Genomic DNA, 16,090 nt, shown 5'->3' on the forward strand with positions numbered 1-16,090 from the left:
CATTATTGGAACTGTCGGTCCGGGTGAGCACAGGTTAGCACAAAGCGAGCGCCGGGTTGGGCGTCCTCATAGTCCAGGGTCGCCTGGTTCGCCTGGCACAGCTGCCGGCACACGTACAGCCCCAGCCCGTTGCCGCCGTCGCTGGTGGTGTAGAAGGGTTCGAACAGGTGGGCGGCGGCGTCCTCGGGGATGCCGTCGCCGTTATCGGCCACCGAGATCCACGGCAGCCGGGTCTGCGGGTGGCGGCCATAGGCCACGGTCACCCGGCAGTCCGCGCCGCCATGGTCGAAGGCGTTGCCGATCAGGTTGTCCACCACCTGTATCAGCTGGCTGCGGTCGAAGCGCACTTCCAGGCCCTCGTCGCGGTGCTGCAGGCGCAACCGCTCGCGGGGGATGCCGCGCTGGTGCCAACTGGCGGTGACCTCCTCCAGGACCGGTGCCACATCGAAGCGCGCCGCCTGGCTGCGTGGCCGCCGGGACAGATCCAGCACATCGGAGATAATGCCGTTCACCCGTTTCACATGGTTGCGGATAATGCCCAGAAGATGGCTGTCTTCCGGCTTTTCCATGTCTTCGTCCAGCAGCTCGGTGGCGTGGCTGATGGCGCTCAACGGGTTGCGGATTTCATGGGCCAGGGTGGCGGACAGGCGGCCCAGGGAAGCCAGGTTCATTTGCTGGGCTTCCTGGGCCACGCGGGCGGTGTCTTCCAGGAACACCAGGGTGAGGTCCTCATGGCCGGTGTCCAGGTCGGCGAAACGGGCGCTCACCTGCGGCGACTGGCGCGACACCCGCAGCGGGCTCTGCGCCATATGCGGCGCCTGCCGCCAATGCTGATGCCGCTCCACCAGCGCCGCCGGCAGGTGCTGGCCGACCATGGGGGTGGCGAAAAAGCCGTCCGCGGACGGGTTGGACTGCAGAATCCGGTGCTCGTTGTTGAACACCATCACGCCGGTGCGCATGCGGGCCACGATCTGCCGGTTGAGCGCCTCCAGCCGCTCGATCGCCACGCGCTGGCTGGCGGCGATGGACTCGCTGCGCTCCAGCCGCTCGGCGATCTGCTGGATGATCAGCGACACCATGAAGAAGGCGATGCCCAGCAGGCCCGCTTCGGTGAGCTGGAACGGGTCCTTGTCGCCGGTCTGGGTGGCGAAGTAGAACTGCTCGAACATCACCGTCAGGGTGGCCAGCGCGGCGATCAGGAAACCCATGCGGCCGCGCAACAGAATATTGCCGGCGGCCACGTTGACCAGCAGCAGCACCGCCAGGCCGCCTTCCAGGCCGCCGTTGGCGTGCACCACCAGGCCCAGCACCAGCACATCGATAACCAGCGCCAGCGGCTGCGCGAAGCCCGGCTTGCGCAGCCGCTCGCTGTAATCCATCGCCGAGGACACCAGCGTCAGCAGCAGATAGCCCGACACCGTGCCTTCGAACAGAGCCGGCATGTACTGGCCGATCAGCCGCTGCTCGCTCACATAGAACAGCGTCAGCAGCACCGTGGCGATGGTGATGCGGTAGAGGTTGTAGATACGGCTTGGTGTCCAGCTCTGGCTAGGGCTCATGGTGCTCCAGGTATTGGCGCTGATGGTCCTGGCTGCAGAACGCCATGTTGTTGTGTTGGAACGCTTCGTTTTCCGGCACATGCACGCCGCATTGCCGGCACTTGACCATCTTCTGGCTGAGCGAAGCCGGCCCGTCGGCCGGGTCGTCATGCCGGCGGCGTTCACCCAGCAGGCCTTTCACGACCCGCCAAACCAGATAAATCAGAGCCGCTATGATAAGCAGCCGTATCAGCCCCATAAGGATCTCCCCGACGCCTGTGCAAGGGCAGGCGGCTACAGAGTACAATCAGCGCTCCATGGAGAAAAGGCTGGTGATATGCGAGTAGTGATGGCCCAGCGCAACCCGCTGGTCGGGGATATCGAGGGCAACGCGGATGCGGTGGTGGCCGCCGCTCGTGAGGCGCGCAATTTGCTGGGCGCCGAGCTGGTGGTGTTCCCCGAACTGGTGCTCACCGGCTACCCGCCGGAAGACCTGTTGTTGCGCCCCAGCCTGAACGGCCGCGTCGACGACGCGCTGGCGCACATCGGCGAACGTATCGAGGTACCGGTGGTGCTGGGCTACCCGGCGGTGCGTAATGGCGTGCGCCGCAACGCCGCCGGCGTGCTGTTCCCGGGGGACAGCCGCCCCCGGCATGAGTATTTCAAGCAGTGCCTGCCCAATTACCGGGTTTTCGATGAAAAGCGTTACTTCCAGCCCGGAGATCAAAGCTGTGTGTTCGAGTTGGGCAGGGAGCGCCTGGCCATCACCATTTGCGAGGACATCTGGTTCGAGGGGCCGGCGGCCCAGGCCGCCCGCGACGGCGCCACCTGCATCGTCAACCTGAATGCGTCGCCGTTCCGCGCCGGCAAGCCCGGTGAGCGCCGCGACCAGGTCTGCGCCCGCGCCCGGGAAACCGGTCTGCCGGTGCTCTACTGCAATCTGGTGGGCGGTCAGGACGAGCTGGTTTTCGACGGCGCCTCTTTCGTGGTGGACGGCGAAGCCGGTGTCTGTGTGCAGGGCGCCAGCTTCGAGGAAGCGCTGGTCCCGGTGGACCTGGGCCGCGAAGGCGGCGCGCTGAAAGTGCGCGGTGAAGTGCTGCCGGTGCCGGAAGACGAGGAAAGCCTGTACCGGGCCCTGGTGCTGGCAACCCGTGACTACGTCAACAAGAACGGCTTCAAGGGCGCGCTGCTGGGCTTGTCCGGGGGCATCGATTCCGCCCTGACCCTGGCGGTGGCGGTGGACGCTCTCGGCCCGGACCGGGTGGAGGCGGTGATGATGCCGTTCCGCTATACCGCCGACATCAGCATCGAAGACGCGGAGCAGCAGGCCAAGGCACTGCGGGTGCACTACCGGTCGCTGCCCATCGAGCCGGCCTTCAACGGCTTCATGTCGATCCTCGAGGAGGCGTTCGCCGACCACCAGCCGGACACCACCGAGGAAAACCTGCAGGCGCGCTGCCGTGGCGTGTTGCTGATGGCGCTGTCCAATAAGAACGGGTCGGTGGTGCTGACCACCGGCAACAAGAGTGAGATGGCGGTGGGCTACGCCACCCTCTACGGCGACATGGCCGGCGGTTTCTCGGTGCTCAAGGACGTGTTCAAGACCTGGGTGTACCGGGTGGCGCGCTGGCGCAACCAGAAGGCGGGCAGTGAGATCATCCCCGAGCGGGTGATTACCCGGCCGCCGTCGGCGGAGCTGGCGCCGGATCAGGTGGATTCGGATTCGCTGCCCGGTTACGACGAGCTGGACGCCATTCTGGAGCGCTACGTGGAGCAGGACATGAGCGCCGAGGCGGTGATTCGCGACGGCTTCGACCGCGACACCGTGTACCGGGTGGTCAAGCTCACCGACCGCAACGAGTACAAGCGCCGCCAGGCGGCGGTGGGGCCCCGGGTCAGCCGCCGCGCCTTTGGCAAGGACCGCCGCTACCCGATCACCAACGGCTGGCGACCGGGCGACTAAAAAAGCGACCTTGCGGTCGCGATACAGGATGCAGGATACAGGTTGAAGGGCTGCTCCGCGTATTCCCTGAATCCTTCATCCTGAATACTGTATCGCGGCCCCAGGCCGCTAAAGCAGGTCGAACGTGAGCAGGCTCAGCAGGCCTTTGTTCTCGTTCGGCCACCAGGCCAGGTCCACCTGGTCGTCGTCTTCCAGGTATTCGCTGTCCGGCCAGTTGGTCGCCAGGATGCGGCGGCTTTTATCCGCCAGCGCCGGGCGGTCCAGGCGCTCGTAACCCTTCACCATGATCGCCAGGGCTTCCGGTACCAGCGGCGTCTGCTGGTAGTGCTGCACCACGTACTGGGCGCGGCCGATGGCGGCGATGTAGGCGCCACGGCGGGCGTAGTAACGGGCCGCGTGCAGCTCGTGGCGGGCGAACTCATTGCGAATGAACACCATGCGGGCGCGGGCGTCCTCGCTGTACTCGCTGTCCGGGAAGCGGGTCACCAGGCGCTCGAAATCCTCGAAGGCGTCGCGCGCCGACGACAGATCGCGGGCGGACTTGTCGGTGTTCATCATGGAATCGAAGAAACCCCGTTCCATGTAGAAGTTGGCCAGGCCGCGCATGTAGAGCGCGTAGTCCAGGCGCTGGTGGGCCGGGTAGCTGCGCATGAAACGCTGGGCGGCGACCACGGTTTGCGGGTAATCCTGAAGGCGGAACTGGGAGTAGATCAGCTCCAGTTGCGCCTGCTCCGCGTAGCGGCCATAGGGGAAGCGGGCCTCCAGCTCCTTGAGCCGGTCCACGGCGGTCACGTAGTTATTCGACTCCATGGACTCGCGGGCTTCACGGTACTGTTCCGCTTCGGTGCGCTCCGGGCCCTCGTCGGGTTTGCTGGCGCAGGCGCTGATGAGCGCGGCGATCAGCAGGGTCGAAAGCAATCGTGGCATTTTATCCTCGGTGCGACAGGGTACAATGGTGCGCCTATTCTACGCACAGGTCGGACCATGGGACATCTTGGCGGTGAGAAAATTCAGCGCACTGAGCAGGTTGATGCGCAATACGCCGGTATCCGGCTGGACCAGGCGGCCGCCGAATTGTTCGACGGCTTCTCCCGGTCGCGCCTGCAGAACTGGATCAAAGAAGGCGTCCTGACAGTGGACGGGCGCGCCGCGCGGCCCAAGGACAAGCTGCTGGGCGGCGAGGCGCTCACCCTGGCGGTGGAGCTGGCGCCGGAGATCGACGACCAGCCGGAAGCCATTGAATTGCCGGTGATTTATCAGGATCAGGACCTGATCGTGATCAACAAACCCGCCGGTCTGGTGGTGCATCCGGCCGCCGGCCACGCCGACGGCACCCTGCTCAACGGCCTGCTGCACCTGGACGACCGCCTGTCCAGCCTGCCCCGGGCCGGCATTGTTCATCGCCTGGACCGGGACACCACCGGCCTGATGGTGGTCGCGCGCTCCGTGGAGGCGCACACCGGGCTGGTGGCGCAGCTGCAGGACAAGAGCCTGTACCGGGAGTACCAGGCCATCGCCATGGGCGTGATGACCGGCGGCGGCACCGTGGACGCGCCCATGGGCCGGCACCCGGTGGACCGCAAGCGCCAGGCGGTGGTGACCCACGGCGGCAAACCGGCGGTCACCCACTACCGGGTGCTGGACCGCTACCGGGCCCACACCCGCGTGCAGGTGCGCCTGGAAACCGGCCGCACCCACCAGATCCGCGTGCATCTGGCCCACCGCCGTTATCCGCTGGTGGGCGACCCGCTTTACGGCGGCCGGCTCAAGCAGCCCGCCGGCGCCACCGAGGCGCTGCGCGAGGCCCTGCGCGGGTTCCGCCGCCAGGCTCTGCACGCCTTCAAGCTCGGGCTGGTGCACCCGGCCAGCGGCGAGTACATGGAATTCGAGGCGCCCCTGCCCGAGGATTTCCAGACGCTGGTTCAGGTCCTGGAGGCGGACCGGGAGGCACAATGACCCTGCCCGATATAAGCCAGTGGCTGCGGCCCGACTGGCAGCCCCATCCCCGGGTTCGCGCCCTGGTGACCACCCGTCTGGGGCGCCACTCGCCGCCCCCGTGGCACGGTTTCAACCTGGGCATGAACTGCGGTGACGACCCAGCGCGGGTGGAACAGGCCCGCCGCCATGTGCACAAGATGCTGGCGGTGGACCATCCGCCGGCCTGGCTGGAGCAGGTCCACGGCGACCGCATCATCCAGGCCGGCGACGCCGACACCCGCGCCGACGGGGTCTGGACCGGCGAACCGGGCTGGCCCTGCGTGGTGCTTACCGCCGACTGCCTGCCGGTACTGCTGGCGCGCCAGGACGGCAGCGCGGTGGCGGCGGTGCATGCCGGCTGGCGCGGCCTGCACGGCGGCATCCTGGGCCGGGCGGTGGCAACGCTGGCGCCCAGCGGCGAGCCGCTGTCCGCCTGGCTGGGCCCGGCGATCTCCGCGCGCGCCTACCAGGTGGGCGAGGACGTGCACCGTGCCTTTGTGTCTCTGGGGCCGGAGTATCAGGCCGCCTTCAGCCGGGACAGCCAGCCCAACCACTGGCGCTTCTCCCTGGCCCACGCCGCCACGCTGGCGCTGAACGCCGCCGGTGTGTTCGAGGTGGCGGGGGGCGACCACTGCACCGCCAGTGATCCGGTTCATTTCTATTCGTTCCGCGCCGAGGGCCAGACCGGCCGTTTCGCCACTCTGGTGTGGCTGGAACCAGCCGTCACCTCTTGAATCCCTTCACGTCAGCCCGCATTTAAAGCTCAGTTTTTAAACAACCGATAATGTGTCGGGAGCGAAACATGCGAATGGATAAATTCACCGCGCGCCTGCAGGAAGCGTTGGGCGAAGCCCAATCCCTGGCCGTGGGTCAGAGCCACAGTGCGATTGAACCGGTGCACTTGCTGCTGGCGCTTTTGCAGCAGAGTGGCGGGGTCGCGGCGCCGTTGCTGGAAAAGGCCGGCGCCAACCCGGCGGATGTGGTCACCGCCTTGAAAATGGCCATGGATAAACTGCCCACCGTCGGGCAGTTCAACGGCGACGTACAGTTGTCCCAGGGGCTGGCGCGGTTGCTCAACCTGGCGGACCGCGAGGCCCAGCAGCGCGGCGACCAGTACGTGTCCACCGAGGCGCTGTTGCTGGCGGCCTGTGATGACAGCGGGGAACTGGGCAAATTGTTCAAGAACGCCGGCATCAAAAAGAAGGTGCTGGCGGAGAAAATCCAGGAAGTCCGCGGCGGTGAAGCGGTCACTGACCCCAACGCGGAAGACAAGATGGAAGCGCTGAAGAAGTACACCCAGGATCTCACCGCGCGGGCGGAAAGCGGCAAGCTGGACCCGGTGATCGGCCGTGACGATGAAATCCGCCGCACCATCCAGGTGTTGCAGCGTCGCACCAAGAACAACCCGGTGCTGATCGGCGAGCCCGGTGTCGGCAAGACCGCCATCGTCGAGGGGCTGGCCCAGCGCATCGTCAACGGCGAAGTGCCCGAAGGGCTGAAGGACAAGCGCGTTCTGGCCCTGGACATGGCGGCGCTGATTGCCGGCGCCAAGTACCGCGGCGAGTTCGAGGAACGGCTGAAGGCGGTGCTCAACGAGCTTTCCAAGCAGGAAGGGCGGATCATTCTGTTCGTCGATGAGCTGCACACCATGGTCGGTGCCGGTAAGGCCGACGGTGCCATGGACGCCGGCAACATGCTCAAGCCGGCCCTGGCCCGGGGCGAGCTGCACTGCGTCGGCGCCACCACGCTGAACGAGTATCGCCAGCACATTGAAAAGGACGCGGCGCTGGAGCGGCGCTTCCAGAAAGTGCAGGTGGACCAGCCGTCCGTGGAGGACACCATCGCTATCCTGCGTGGCCTTAAAGAGCGCTATGAAGTGCACCACGGTGTCGACATCACCGACGGCGCGATCATCGCCGCCGCCCGGCTCAGCCACCGCTACATCACCGACCGGCAGTTGCCGGACAAGGCCATCGACCTGATCGACGAGGCGGCCAGCCGCATCCGCATGGAGATCGATTCCATGCCCGAGGAGATGGACCGCCTCGACCGGCGTCTGATCCAGCTCAAGATGGAGCGCGAGGCGTTGCGCAAGGAAGATGACGAGGCCAGCAAGAAGCGTCTCGACAAACTGCAGGACGAGATCGCCGCGCTGGAAAAGGAATACGCCGACCTGGAGGAAATCTGGAACGCCGAAAAAGCGGCCCTGCAGGGTGCGCAGCAGTACAAGGCGGAGCTGGAGCAGGCCCGGGTGGACATGGAGCAGGCGCGCCGCGCCGGCGACCTGAGCCGCATGTCCGAGCTGCAGTACGGGGTGATTCCGGACCTTGAGAAAAAGGTGCAGACCGCCCAGGAGGCGGAAGAGTCCGCCCAGGTGGAAACCAAGTTGCTGCGCAACAAGGTCACCGAGGAAGAAGTCGCCGAAGTAGTCTCCAAGTGGACCGGCATTCCGGTGTCCAAGATGCTGGAAGGCGAGCGCGACAAGCTGCTGCGCATGGAAGAGGCGCTGCACGCCCGGGTGGTCGGCCAGGACGAGGCGGTGACCGCGGTCTCCAACGCGGTGCGCCGCTCACGGGCCGGGCTCTCCGACCCCAACCGCCCCAACGGCAGCTTCCTGTTCCTGGGCCCCACCGGGGTGGGCAAGACCGAGCTCTGCAAGGCGCTGGCCGGGTTCCTGTTCGACACCGAAGAGGCGATGGTGCGCATCGATATGTCCGAGTTCATGGAGAAGCACTCCGTGGCCCGGCTGATCGGCGCGCCCCCGGGTTACGTGGGCTATGAAGAGGGCGGCTACCTCACCGAGGCGGTGCGGCGTAAGCCTTACTCGGTGCTGCTCCTCGACGAAGTGGAAAAGGCCCACCCGGACGTCTTCAATATCCTGCTGCAGGTGCTTGAGGACGGCCGCCTTACGGATGGCCAGGGCCGCACCGTGGATTTCCGCAACACAGTGGTGGTGATGACCTCCAATCTGGGCTCCGACCTGATCCAGCGTATGGCCGGGGACGGCGACTACGACGCCATGAAGGGCGCGGTGATGGAAGTGGTCGGCCAGCATTTCCGGCCCGAGTTCATCAACCGGGTGGACGAGACGGTGGTGTTCCACCCTCTGGCCCGGGGTCAGCTCAAAGGCATCGCCGCGATCCAGCTCGACTATCTGCGTCAGCGGCTGGTGGAGCGCGACATGGGTCTGCGGCTGTCGGACAAGGCGCTGGAAAAGCTGGTGGAGGCCGGTTTCGATCCGGTGTACGGCGCCCGGCCGCTGAAAAGGGCGATCCAGCAGCAGCTGGAAAACCCGCTTGCCCAGGCCTTGCTCAAGGGTGAGTTCGGACCCGGCGACACCATCGAGGTGGATGTCGCCGGCAGCGAGATGGTGTTCCGAAAAGGCTGATCAGCAGCCCTTGAGCGCCGCGCGGGTGGTTTCGATCATCTCGTCGCGGCGCGCCTGGTCAATCACTTCCATTTCTCCGGTCTGCGGGTTTTCCACCCGCACCACCGGCTTGTTCTCAAGGATCTCCAGGTTGGCGCGGTGCTCTTCGCAGCGCTCCTTGGCGACGGCCTCCGGCTCCTCGGCGGCGCGCTCGGCCTCGCGGGCCTGCTCTTCCGCCTGTTCACGGGCGCGGGCGGCGGCTTCGCGCTGCTCCTGCAACGCCTTGATCTCCTTGCCCTGATCGGAGCTGGGCCCGTAGGTGCGCACCGCTTCCGAGCCGCCGTCCTCCGGCGGCGCGGTGCCGTAGTGCGTGACTCCGTTGTCGTCCACCCATTTGTAGTACTTATCCGCCATGGCGGGTGCGGCGCTGCCCAGCAGGGCGAGCGCCAGCAGTGGGGTGAGTGTTCTGGCGATGCTGGTTCGGATCATTGTTTGCCCCCTTGGTCGGCGAATCAGAATGCCCGCGACGGTCCCCGCTGTGCAAGTGCCCCTAAGCGTCCCTATTGTGTAAGAAAGGGCCCGCCAGGGGTTTGAAAGCGCCCGCATTTCTGACAATATTGCAATACTTTCCGGAGATCGGAACCCGCAGGCGCTTACCGGCACCTGTGTGGCCGGGACCCGGGGCGCCGTTACCGCGACGTCCTAACGCAGCATCACTGCAAGCATGTCCCGCTGGTGAAGCCTCTGGAGGATTCCGGCGCGGGTATGTGCCCCCTCCGAGCTTCCCAACCTGTGTTCGCCGTTGGCCACCTCCACGCGGACTTCGGGATGCCTAAATACGGCGTCCGTCCCACAGGTAAACGCAACACCCTCCCGTTCCGCCGGTTTTCGGCGGGGTGAACGCTATTTTTAATTTCGAGGTAGCAATCGTGGAAATGTTATCTGGCGCGGAAATGGTGGTTCGCGCTCTGCAAGACGAGGGAGTGGAGTACATCTTCGGGTATCCCGGGGGCGCGGTACTGCACATCTATGACGCGTTGTTCCAGCAGGACAAAGTCAATCACATTCTGGTGCGCCACGAGCAGGCCGCCACGCATGCCGCGGACGGCTATGCCCGCTCTACCGGCAAGCCCGGCGTGGTGCTGGTGACCTCCGGCCCCGGCGCGACCAATGCCATCACCGGCATCGCCACCGCCTTCATGGATTCGATTCCCATGGTGGTGCTGTCCGGGCAGGTGCGCTCCGACTGGATCGGCGACGACGCCTTCCAGGAGACCGACATGATCGGTCTGTCGCGGCCGATCGTGAAGCACAGCTTCATGGTCCGCGACCCGAGTGAGATCCCGGAGATGGTCAAGAAGGCCTTCTATATCGCCAGCACCGGCCGTCCCGGCCCGGTTCTCATCGATATTCCCAAGGACCACACGGCGCCCAACAAGACCTTCCCGTACGAGTACCCCAAGAAGGTCAAGATGCGCTCCTACATGCCGGTCTCCCGGGGGCACTCCGGGCAGATCCGCAAAGCGGTGGACGAGCTGCTCAAGGCCAAGCGGCCGGTGATCTACTCCGGTGGCGGCGTGGTTCAGGGTGACGCCAGCGACGCGCTCACCGCGGTGGCGCGCAAGCTCAACTATCCGGTCACCAACACGCTGATGGGGCTGGGCGCCTATCCGGGTACCGACAAGCAGTTTCTCGGCATGCTGGGCATGCACGGCACCTACGAAGCCAACATGTCGATGCACAACGCCGACGTGATTCTGGCCGCCGGCGCGCGCCTGGACGACCGGGTCACCAACGACGCCAAGAAGTTCTGCCCGGGCGCCAAGATCATCCATATCGATATCGACCCGGCCAGCATCTCCAAGAACGTCACCGCCCACATTCCCATCGTCGGGCCGGTGAAGCAGGTGCTGGAAGAAATGCTCACCATGATCGACGAGCATGACAGCGGCCCGGACCACAAAAGCGTGGAGCGCTGGTGGCAGGAAATCGACGGCTGGCGCCAGGTGCACGGGCTGCGTTACGAGGTCAACGAAAACGGCCCGATGAAGCCGCAGCAGGTGGTGCAGGCGCTCTACAAGGCCACCAACGGCGAGGCGTTCGTCACCTCCGACGTGGGCCAGCACCAGATGTTCGCCGCCCAGTACTACCTCTATGACCGGCCGCGTCAGTGGATCAACTCGGGCGGCCTGGGCACCATGGGCTTCGGCCTGCCGGCGGCGATGGGCGTGCAGTTCGCCTATCCGGACGGCGTGGTGGCCTGTGTCACCGGCGAGGGCTCGATCCAGATGAACATTCAGGAGCTCTCCACCTGTCTGCAGTACGGTCTGCCGATCAAGATCATCAACATCAACAACCAGGCCCTGGGCATGGTGCGTCAGTGGCAGGACATGCAATACGGCGGCCGTCACAGCCAGTCGTACATGGAATCCCTGCCGGACTTCGTCAAGCTGGCGGAATCCTACGGGCACGTGGGCATGTTGGTGGAAAAGTTCGAAGACCTGCAGCCGGCCATGGAAGAAGCCTTCGCGCTCAAGGACCGCCTGGTATTCATGGACATTTACGTGGACTCCACGGAGCACGTTTACCCCATGCATATCGCTGACGGCACCATGCGGGACATGTGGCTGAGCAAGACGGAGCGCACCTGATGAGACGCATTATTTCGATTCTGATGGAAAACGAGCCGGGTGCGCTGTCCCGGGTGGTGGGGCTGTTCTCCCAGCGCGGCTACAACATCGAGACCCTGACGGTGGCGCCCACCGAGGACGACACCCTGTCCCGGCTGACCATGACCACCACCGGTGACGACAAGAAGATCGAGCAGATCACCAAGCACCTCAACAAGCTCATCGAGGTGGTCAAGCTGGTGGATCTCACCGAGGGTGCCCACATTGAGCGCGAGATCATGCTCATGAAGGTGAAGGCCACCGGCGCCCAGCGCGCCGAGGTCAAACGCACCGTGGACATCTTCCGGGGCCAGATCGTGGACGTCACCAGCACCGTCTACACGGTGCAGCTCACCGGCACCACCGACAAGCTGGAGGCGTTCATCAACGCCGTCGGCGAAGCGCAGGTGCTGGAAGTGGTGCGCTCCGGCGTCTCCGGTATCTCACGGGGCGAGAAAGTCCTCAGCCTCTGAGCCGCCTTGTGGGAGCGGGCCCTGCCCGCGAAAGGCAAGCTTCGCTTGCCGGCAGGATTCCAGAGACCCCTCTAAAGACAGTTCCGACAGCGTCTCTGGTATCCCGCCGGCCGGTGAAAACCGGCCTTTCGCTTGCAGGGCAAGCTCCCACAAAACTCTGGCTTCGTAGACAGGTTCCCCGCGCACACGATGGCCAGATATGTCCTATATCCATAGTTTTCCTGCGGTGTCCGAGCCGGCGGCTGACCGGCTGATTCTAGGCTCCATGCCGGGCAAGGCGTCACTGGCGGCAAACCAGTATTACGCGCACCCGCGCAACCTGTTCTGGCCAATCATCGAAACCCTTTTCGACATTCCTGCCGATCTCCCTTACGTGGAACGTTGCCGGCTGCTGGCGGAGCAGGGCGTGGCGCTGTGGGACGTGCTGCGAACCTGCACCCGTTCGAGCAGTCTCGACTCGGACATTGTTGAAGGGTCCGTCATCGCTCAGGATTTCGAGGGCTTTCTGCGGGCCCATCCGCGCGTTGGCGTGATCTTTTTCAACGGTGCCAAGGCGGAGAGCGTCTGGCGTCGTCATGTGGGTCCGGCTCTGCCCGACGGTCTTGCCGCGATCCCTACCGTTCGCCTGCCGTCCACCAGCCCGGCGAACGCGTCGATTTCCTATCCGGTGAAGCTGCGGCAGTGGCAGGCGGTGACTACGCCTCTATAGGGAGTGCGATGGTCCGCTGAGTCACCGCAGCTGCGACCAGAACGCCTGGATCACCGGGTCGGTGAGGCGTTTTTCCAGGGTGAACAGGCCTACTTCGTAGTCCTCCAGGGCCGGCTCGACCTGTAAAGGGCGGGTGCGTTCGGCCAGCGGGCTGTTCTCCAGCACGATGCGCGGCGCCACGCCGACCCCGAAGCCCAGGCTCACCATGCTGACGATCGCCTCGTTGCCGCTCACCTGGGCGTAGATGCGTGGCGTGACCCCCAGGGCCCGGAACCACTGGTCCAGGCGCTGCCGGGAGAGGCCTTCCTCGGAAAGAATCATCGGCACGTCGCGCCAGGCGTCGGCCCGGGCGGGGCCGTTCAGGGCGGTGGCCAGGTCGGGCTGGTCGGCGGGGGCGATGAACAGCAGCGGTGAGCGCAGTATCGGCCGGAACGCCACACCTCGGGGCAGGGTGTCCGGGCGGGCGCCGATGGCGATGTCTTCCCGCCCGGTGGTGACCCGTTCCACCGCCTGGGCCGGGTCGCCGGTATGCAGCTTGATCTCGATGCCGGGGTAGTCGTTGCGGAAGTGGCTGAGAATGTCATAGAGAAAGCTGTAGCTGGCGGTCACCGAGCAGTACAGGCTCAGTTCCCCCTGCAGTACCCGGCTGCTCTCCTGCATGGAATGCCGCAGGCTGTCCCACTGGGCCAGGGCTTCGCGGGCGTATTGCTGGAAACGCCGGCCTTCCGGGGTGAGGCTGACACTGCGGTTGTCGCGCCGGAACAGGGTCACGCCCAGCTCTTCCTCCAGGTGCCGGATGGTGCGGCTCACCGCCGAGGGGCTCATATGGCAGCGGTCGCCGGCGCGGCCGAAATGCAGGGTGTCGGCGAGCGCCAGAAACAGGCGAAGCGGGCGGGTATCCATGCGGGCGTCTTCCAATCCGGTATTTCAATAGTCGGCATACTGTGTTGCGAATATATCATTTTACGCAATACCGGGTATGACCTATGGTATCGACCATTCGTTAACCGTCATTGGGATACAACCATGCAAGTGTACTACGACAAAGACTGCGACCTTTCCATCATCCAGGGTAAGAAAGTGGCCATTATCGGCTACGGCTCCCAGGGCCACGCCCACGCCAACAACCTGAAAGAGTCCGGTGTGGACGTCGTGGTGGCGCTGCGCGAGGGTTCCAGCTCCGCGGCCAAGGCCGAGGCCGCCGGCCTTACTGTGCAGGGCGTGCCGGAAGCAGTGAAAGCCGCTGACGTGGTGATGGTGCTGGCCCCGGACGAGTATCAGGCCGCCATCTACCAGAACGAGATCGAGCCCAACCTGAAGAAAGGCGCCACCCTGGCGTTCGCCCACGGCTTCTGCATCCACTACAACCAGATCGTGCCGCGCCAGGACCTGGACGTGATCATGATCGCGCCCAAGGCGCCGGGCCACACGGTGCGCACCGAGTTCACCAAGGGCGGCGGCATTCCCGACCTGGTGGCGATCTTCCAGGACGCCTCCGGCCAGGCCAAGGATCTCGCGCTGTCCTACGCCTGCGGCATCGGCGGCGGCCGCACCGGTATCATCGAAACCACCTTCAAGGACGAGACCGAAACCGACCTGTTCGGTGAGCAGGCCGTGCTGTGCGGCGGCACCGTGGAGCTGGTGAAGGCCGCGTTCGAAACCCTGACCGACGCGGGCTATGCGCCGGAAATGGCCTACTTCGAGTGTCTGCACGAGCTCAAGCTGATCGTCGACCTGATGTACGAAGGCGGCATCGCCAACATGAACTACTCCATTTCCAACAACGCCGAGTACGGTGAATACGTGACCGGCCCGGAAGTGATCAACGACGAGTCCCGCGCGGCCATGCGCAACGCGCTCAAGCGCATCCAGACCGGCGAGTACGCGAAGATGTTCATCAACGAGGGTAACTCCAACTACCCGAGCATGACCGCCCGCCGTCGGCTCAACGCCGAGCACCCCATCGAGCAGGTCGGTGAGAAGCTGCGTGGCATGATGCCCTGGATCAAGGCCAACCAGATCGTCGACAAGAGCAAGAACTGATGATCCGCGACTGAGGTCGCTTGTGTAGGCCGCTGATTCAGTCCGCGGCATCGAAAAACGCGCCCTCCGGGGCGCGTTTTTTGTTGGGCGCCAGTGGGTTAGACTAGCCGTCCTGATGCCACACCGAGCGGCGAGACACCATGACCCAGCAGCAAGACCAGAACGAGCAACCCCAGAGCGACCCCTTCGAAGTGGTGGAGGCGGAGCACCGCACCGGTGCCCGGCATAAGGGGGTGTATTTGCTGCCCAACCTGTTCACCACCGGCGCCCTGTTCGCCGGCTTCTACGCCATCGTGGCGGCGATGAACGGCCTGTTCGAAGCGGCGGCGGTGGGGATTATCGTCGCCGGCATCCTGGACGGCCTGGACGGTGGCGTCGCCCGCCTTACCAACACCCAGAGCAAGTTCGGCGCGGAGTACGATTCGCTCTCCGACTGTGTCGCCTTCGGCGTGGCGCCGGGGCTGGTGGCCTACTCCTGGGCGCTCACCGAGCTCGGCAAGTTCGGCTGGATGGCCGCCTTCATCTATCTCGCCTGTGCCGCTCTGCGTCTGGCGCGCTTCAACGTGCAGGCGGAAAGCACCGACAAGCGCTTCTTTATCGGCCTGCCCAGCCCCACCGGCGCCGGCCTGGTGGCCACCATGGTATGGCTGGGGGCCAGCCGCGGCATCGACGGCAACGAGGTCTCCTGGCTGGTGGCCCTGGTGGTGGCCGGTGCCGGCCTGCTGATGGTGTCCTCGGTGCGCTACCACTCGTTCAAGGAGTTTCATATCGGGCGTGTGCCGTTCAAGGTGCTGCTCGGGGTGATCGTGGCGTTCGCTATCGTTTTCCTGGACCCGCCGCTGGTGCTTCTTACCGTGGCGGTGATCTATGTCGCCGTGGGGCTGTTGCTGAGCCTCTGGCGGATACGCAAGGGCACGCCGCAAGCGTGAACAGAGAAAGGCGCCGCGAGGCGCCTTTCTTGTCTCCGGAGTGCGCCTCCGGCCGATTCTTTTTGTCCTTGATCGGTTCTTGATCAGGGCTTGCAAGTCTTTGTTTTTAATGGGTTTATTGTTGCCGCTCTCGCGGAGGCAACCAGTGTCCGCTCAAAAGGTGACCGTTTGATAAAGAACTCATGAAAAAAGTGTTGACGGGTCACCGCAAATCTCTAGAATGCGCCCCCACAACGACGGCACACGGCGAAACGCCAAAGGCCAGTCGGGAAGCGAAACGAACCGCTTCCAACGTTCTTTAACAATCAGGCAAGCAAACGTGTGGGACCTGTTTGGAGTAGGTATCTCAAAAAGATATCGGCTTTGAACAAGTCAACCTAGTTGAATTTGTTTCGAGCTGAGCATGATTTAAGTGCGCAGGC

At 64.8% G+C, this 16,090-nt stretch carries 14 protein-coding genes; 9 read left to right on the plus strand and 5 right to left on the minus strand.

The annotated features are described in order from the left end of the window. Positions 1-2 precede the first annotated feature (2 nt). Both ACEQZD_RS13500 and ACEQZD_RS13505 read right to left on the minus strand, forming a co-directional pair. Positions 3-1,559, minus strand: a complete 1,557-nt coding sequence (locus tag ACEQZD_RS13500) for a PAS domain-containing sensor histidine kinase (protein ID WP_370186100.1) — start codon at positions 1,557-1,559, stop codon at positions 3-5. Next, the gene (locus tag ACEQZD_RS13505) at positions 1,549-1,797 is read right to left on the minus strand and encodes a PP0621 family protein (RefSeq protein ID WP_142949769.1); all 249 of its coding nucleotides are present in this window, start codon (positions 1,795-1,797) and stop codon (positions 1,549-1,551) included. Before ACEQZD_RS13505 ends, ACEQZD_RS13500 begins: the two co-directional genes overlap by 11 nt. 78 nt (positions 1,798-1,875) lie before the next feature. Here ACEQZD_RS13505 and ACEQZD_RS13510 point away from each other — a divergent pair, with 78 nt between their 5' ends. After that, the gene (locus ACEQZD_RS13510; protein WP_194856319.1) at positions 1,876-3,501 is read left to right on the plus strand and encodes an NAD+ synthase; all 1,626 of its coding nucleotides are present in this window, start codon (positions 1,876-1,878) and stop codon (positions 3,499-3,501) included. Positions 3,502-3,609: 108 nt separating this feature from the next. On the opposite strand, the gene ACEQZD_RS13515 is transcribed toward ACEQZD_RS13510, so the two are convergent. Continuing rightward, positions 3,610-4,428: an outer membrane protein assembly factor BamD gene (locus ACEQZD_RS13515; protein WP_214012253.1), complete on the minus strand. Its 819-nt coding sequence runs from the start codon at positions 4,426-4,428 to the stop codon at positions 3,610-3,612. Positions 4,429-4,485: 57 nt separating this feature from the next. Between ACEQZD_RS13515 and rluD the strand changes: the two genes are divergently transcribed. From rluD to clpB, 3 genes are all read left to right on the plus strand, one after another. Continuing rightward, on the plus strand, positions 4,486-5,457 hold the full coding sequence (gene rluD, locus ACEQZD_RS13520; RefSeq protein WP_142949766.1) for a 23S rRNA pseudouridine(1911/1915/1917) synthase RluD: 972 nt from the start codon (positions 4,486-4,488) through the stop codon (positions 5,455-5,457). After that, a complete protein-coding gene (gene pgeF / locus ACEQZD_RS13525; protein WP_370186103.1) occupies positions 5,454-6,212 on the plus strand; it encodes a peptidoglycan editing factor PgeF in 759 nt (252 codons plus the stop codon). Before rluD ends, pgeF begins: the two co-directional genes overlap by 4 nt. A 68-nt stretch (positions 6,213-6,280) precedes the next feature. Next, entirely contained in the window at positions 6,281-8,866 is a 2,586-nt protein-coding gene (gene clpB / locus ACEQZD_RS13530) for an ATP-dependent chaperone ClpB (RefSeq protein ID WP_370186105.1), read from the plus strand. Here clpB and ACEQZD_RS13535 read toward each other — a convergent pair whose 3' ends face one another. Then, the gene (locus ACEQZD_RS13535; RefSeq protein ID WP_067609672.1) at positions 8,867-9,334 is read right to left on the minus strand and encodes a DUF4124 domain-containing protein; all 468 of its coding nucleotides are present in this window, start codon (positions 9,332-9,334) and stop codon (positions 8,867-8,869) included. A gap of 440 nt (positions 9,335-9,774) precedes the next feature. Here ACEQZD_RS13535 and ACEQZD_RS13540 point away from each other — a divergent pair, with 440 nt between their 5' ends. From ACEQZD_RS13540 to ACEQZD_RS13550, 3 genes are all read left to right on the plus strand, one after another. Beyond that, entirely contained in the window at positions 9,775-11,496 is a 1,722-nt protein-coding gene (locus ACEQZD_RS13540) for an acetolactate synthase 3 large subunit (protein ID WP_067609674.1), read from the plus strand. Then, on the plus strand, positions 11,496-11,987 hold the full coding sequence (ilvN, locus tag ACEQZD_RS13545) for an acetolactate synthase small subunit (protein WP_067609676.1): 492 nt from the start codon (positions 11,496-11,498) through the stop codon (positions 11,985-11,987). The genes ACEQZD_RS13540 and ilvN overlap by 1 nt, the downstream gene beginning before the upstream one ends. 199 nt (positions 11,988-12,186) lie before the next feature. Further along, complete coding sequence (locus tag ACEQZD_RS13550) at positions 12,187-12,696, plus strand: DNA-deoxyinosine glycosylase (protein WP_370186108.1); 510 nt, start codon at positions 12,187-12,189, stop codon at positions 12,694-12,696. 21 nt (positions 12,697-12,717) lie between these two features. Here the strand turns inward: ACEQZD_RS13550 and ilvY are convergent, their stop codons facing one another. After that, positions 12,718-13,599, minus strand: a complete 882-nt coding sequence (gene ilvY / locus ACEQZD_RS13555) for an HTH-type transcriptional activator IlvY (RefSeq protein ID WP_214012248.1) — start codon at positions 13,597-13,599, stop codon at positions 12,718-12,720. A gap of 123 nt (positions 13,600-13,722) precedes the next feature. Here ilvY and ilvC point away from each other — a divergent pair, with 123 nt between their 5' ends. Further along, positions 13,723-14,739: a ketol-acid reductoisomerase gene (ilvC, locus tag ACEQZD_RS13560; protein WP_067609680.1), complete on the plus strand. Its 1,017-nt coding sequence runs from the start codon at positions 13,723-13,725 to the stop codon at positions 14,737-14,739. A 140-nt stretch (positions 14,740-14,879) separates the two neighbouring features. Continuing rightward, complete coding sequence (pssA, locus tag ACEQZD_RS13565; protein ID WP_067608480.1) at positions 14,880-15,668, plus strand: CDP-diacylglycerol--serine O-phosphatidyltransferase; 789 nt, start codon at positions 14,880-14,882, stop codon at positions 15,666-15,668. Positions 15,669-16,090: the final 422 nt, after the last annotated feature.

This window comes from Alloalcanivorax sp. (assembly GCF_964221125.1).
In the GTDB taxonomy this organism is placed as follows: Bacteria; Pseudomonadota; Gammaproteobacteria; order Pseudomonadales; family Alcanivoracaceae; genus Alloalcanivorax; species Alloalcanivorax venustensis.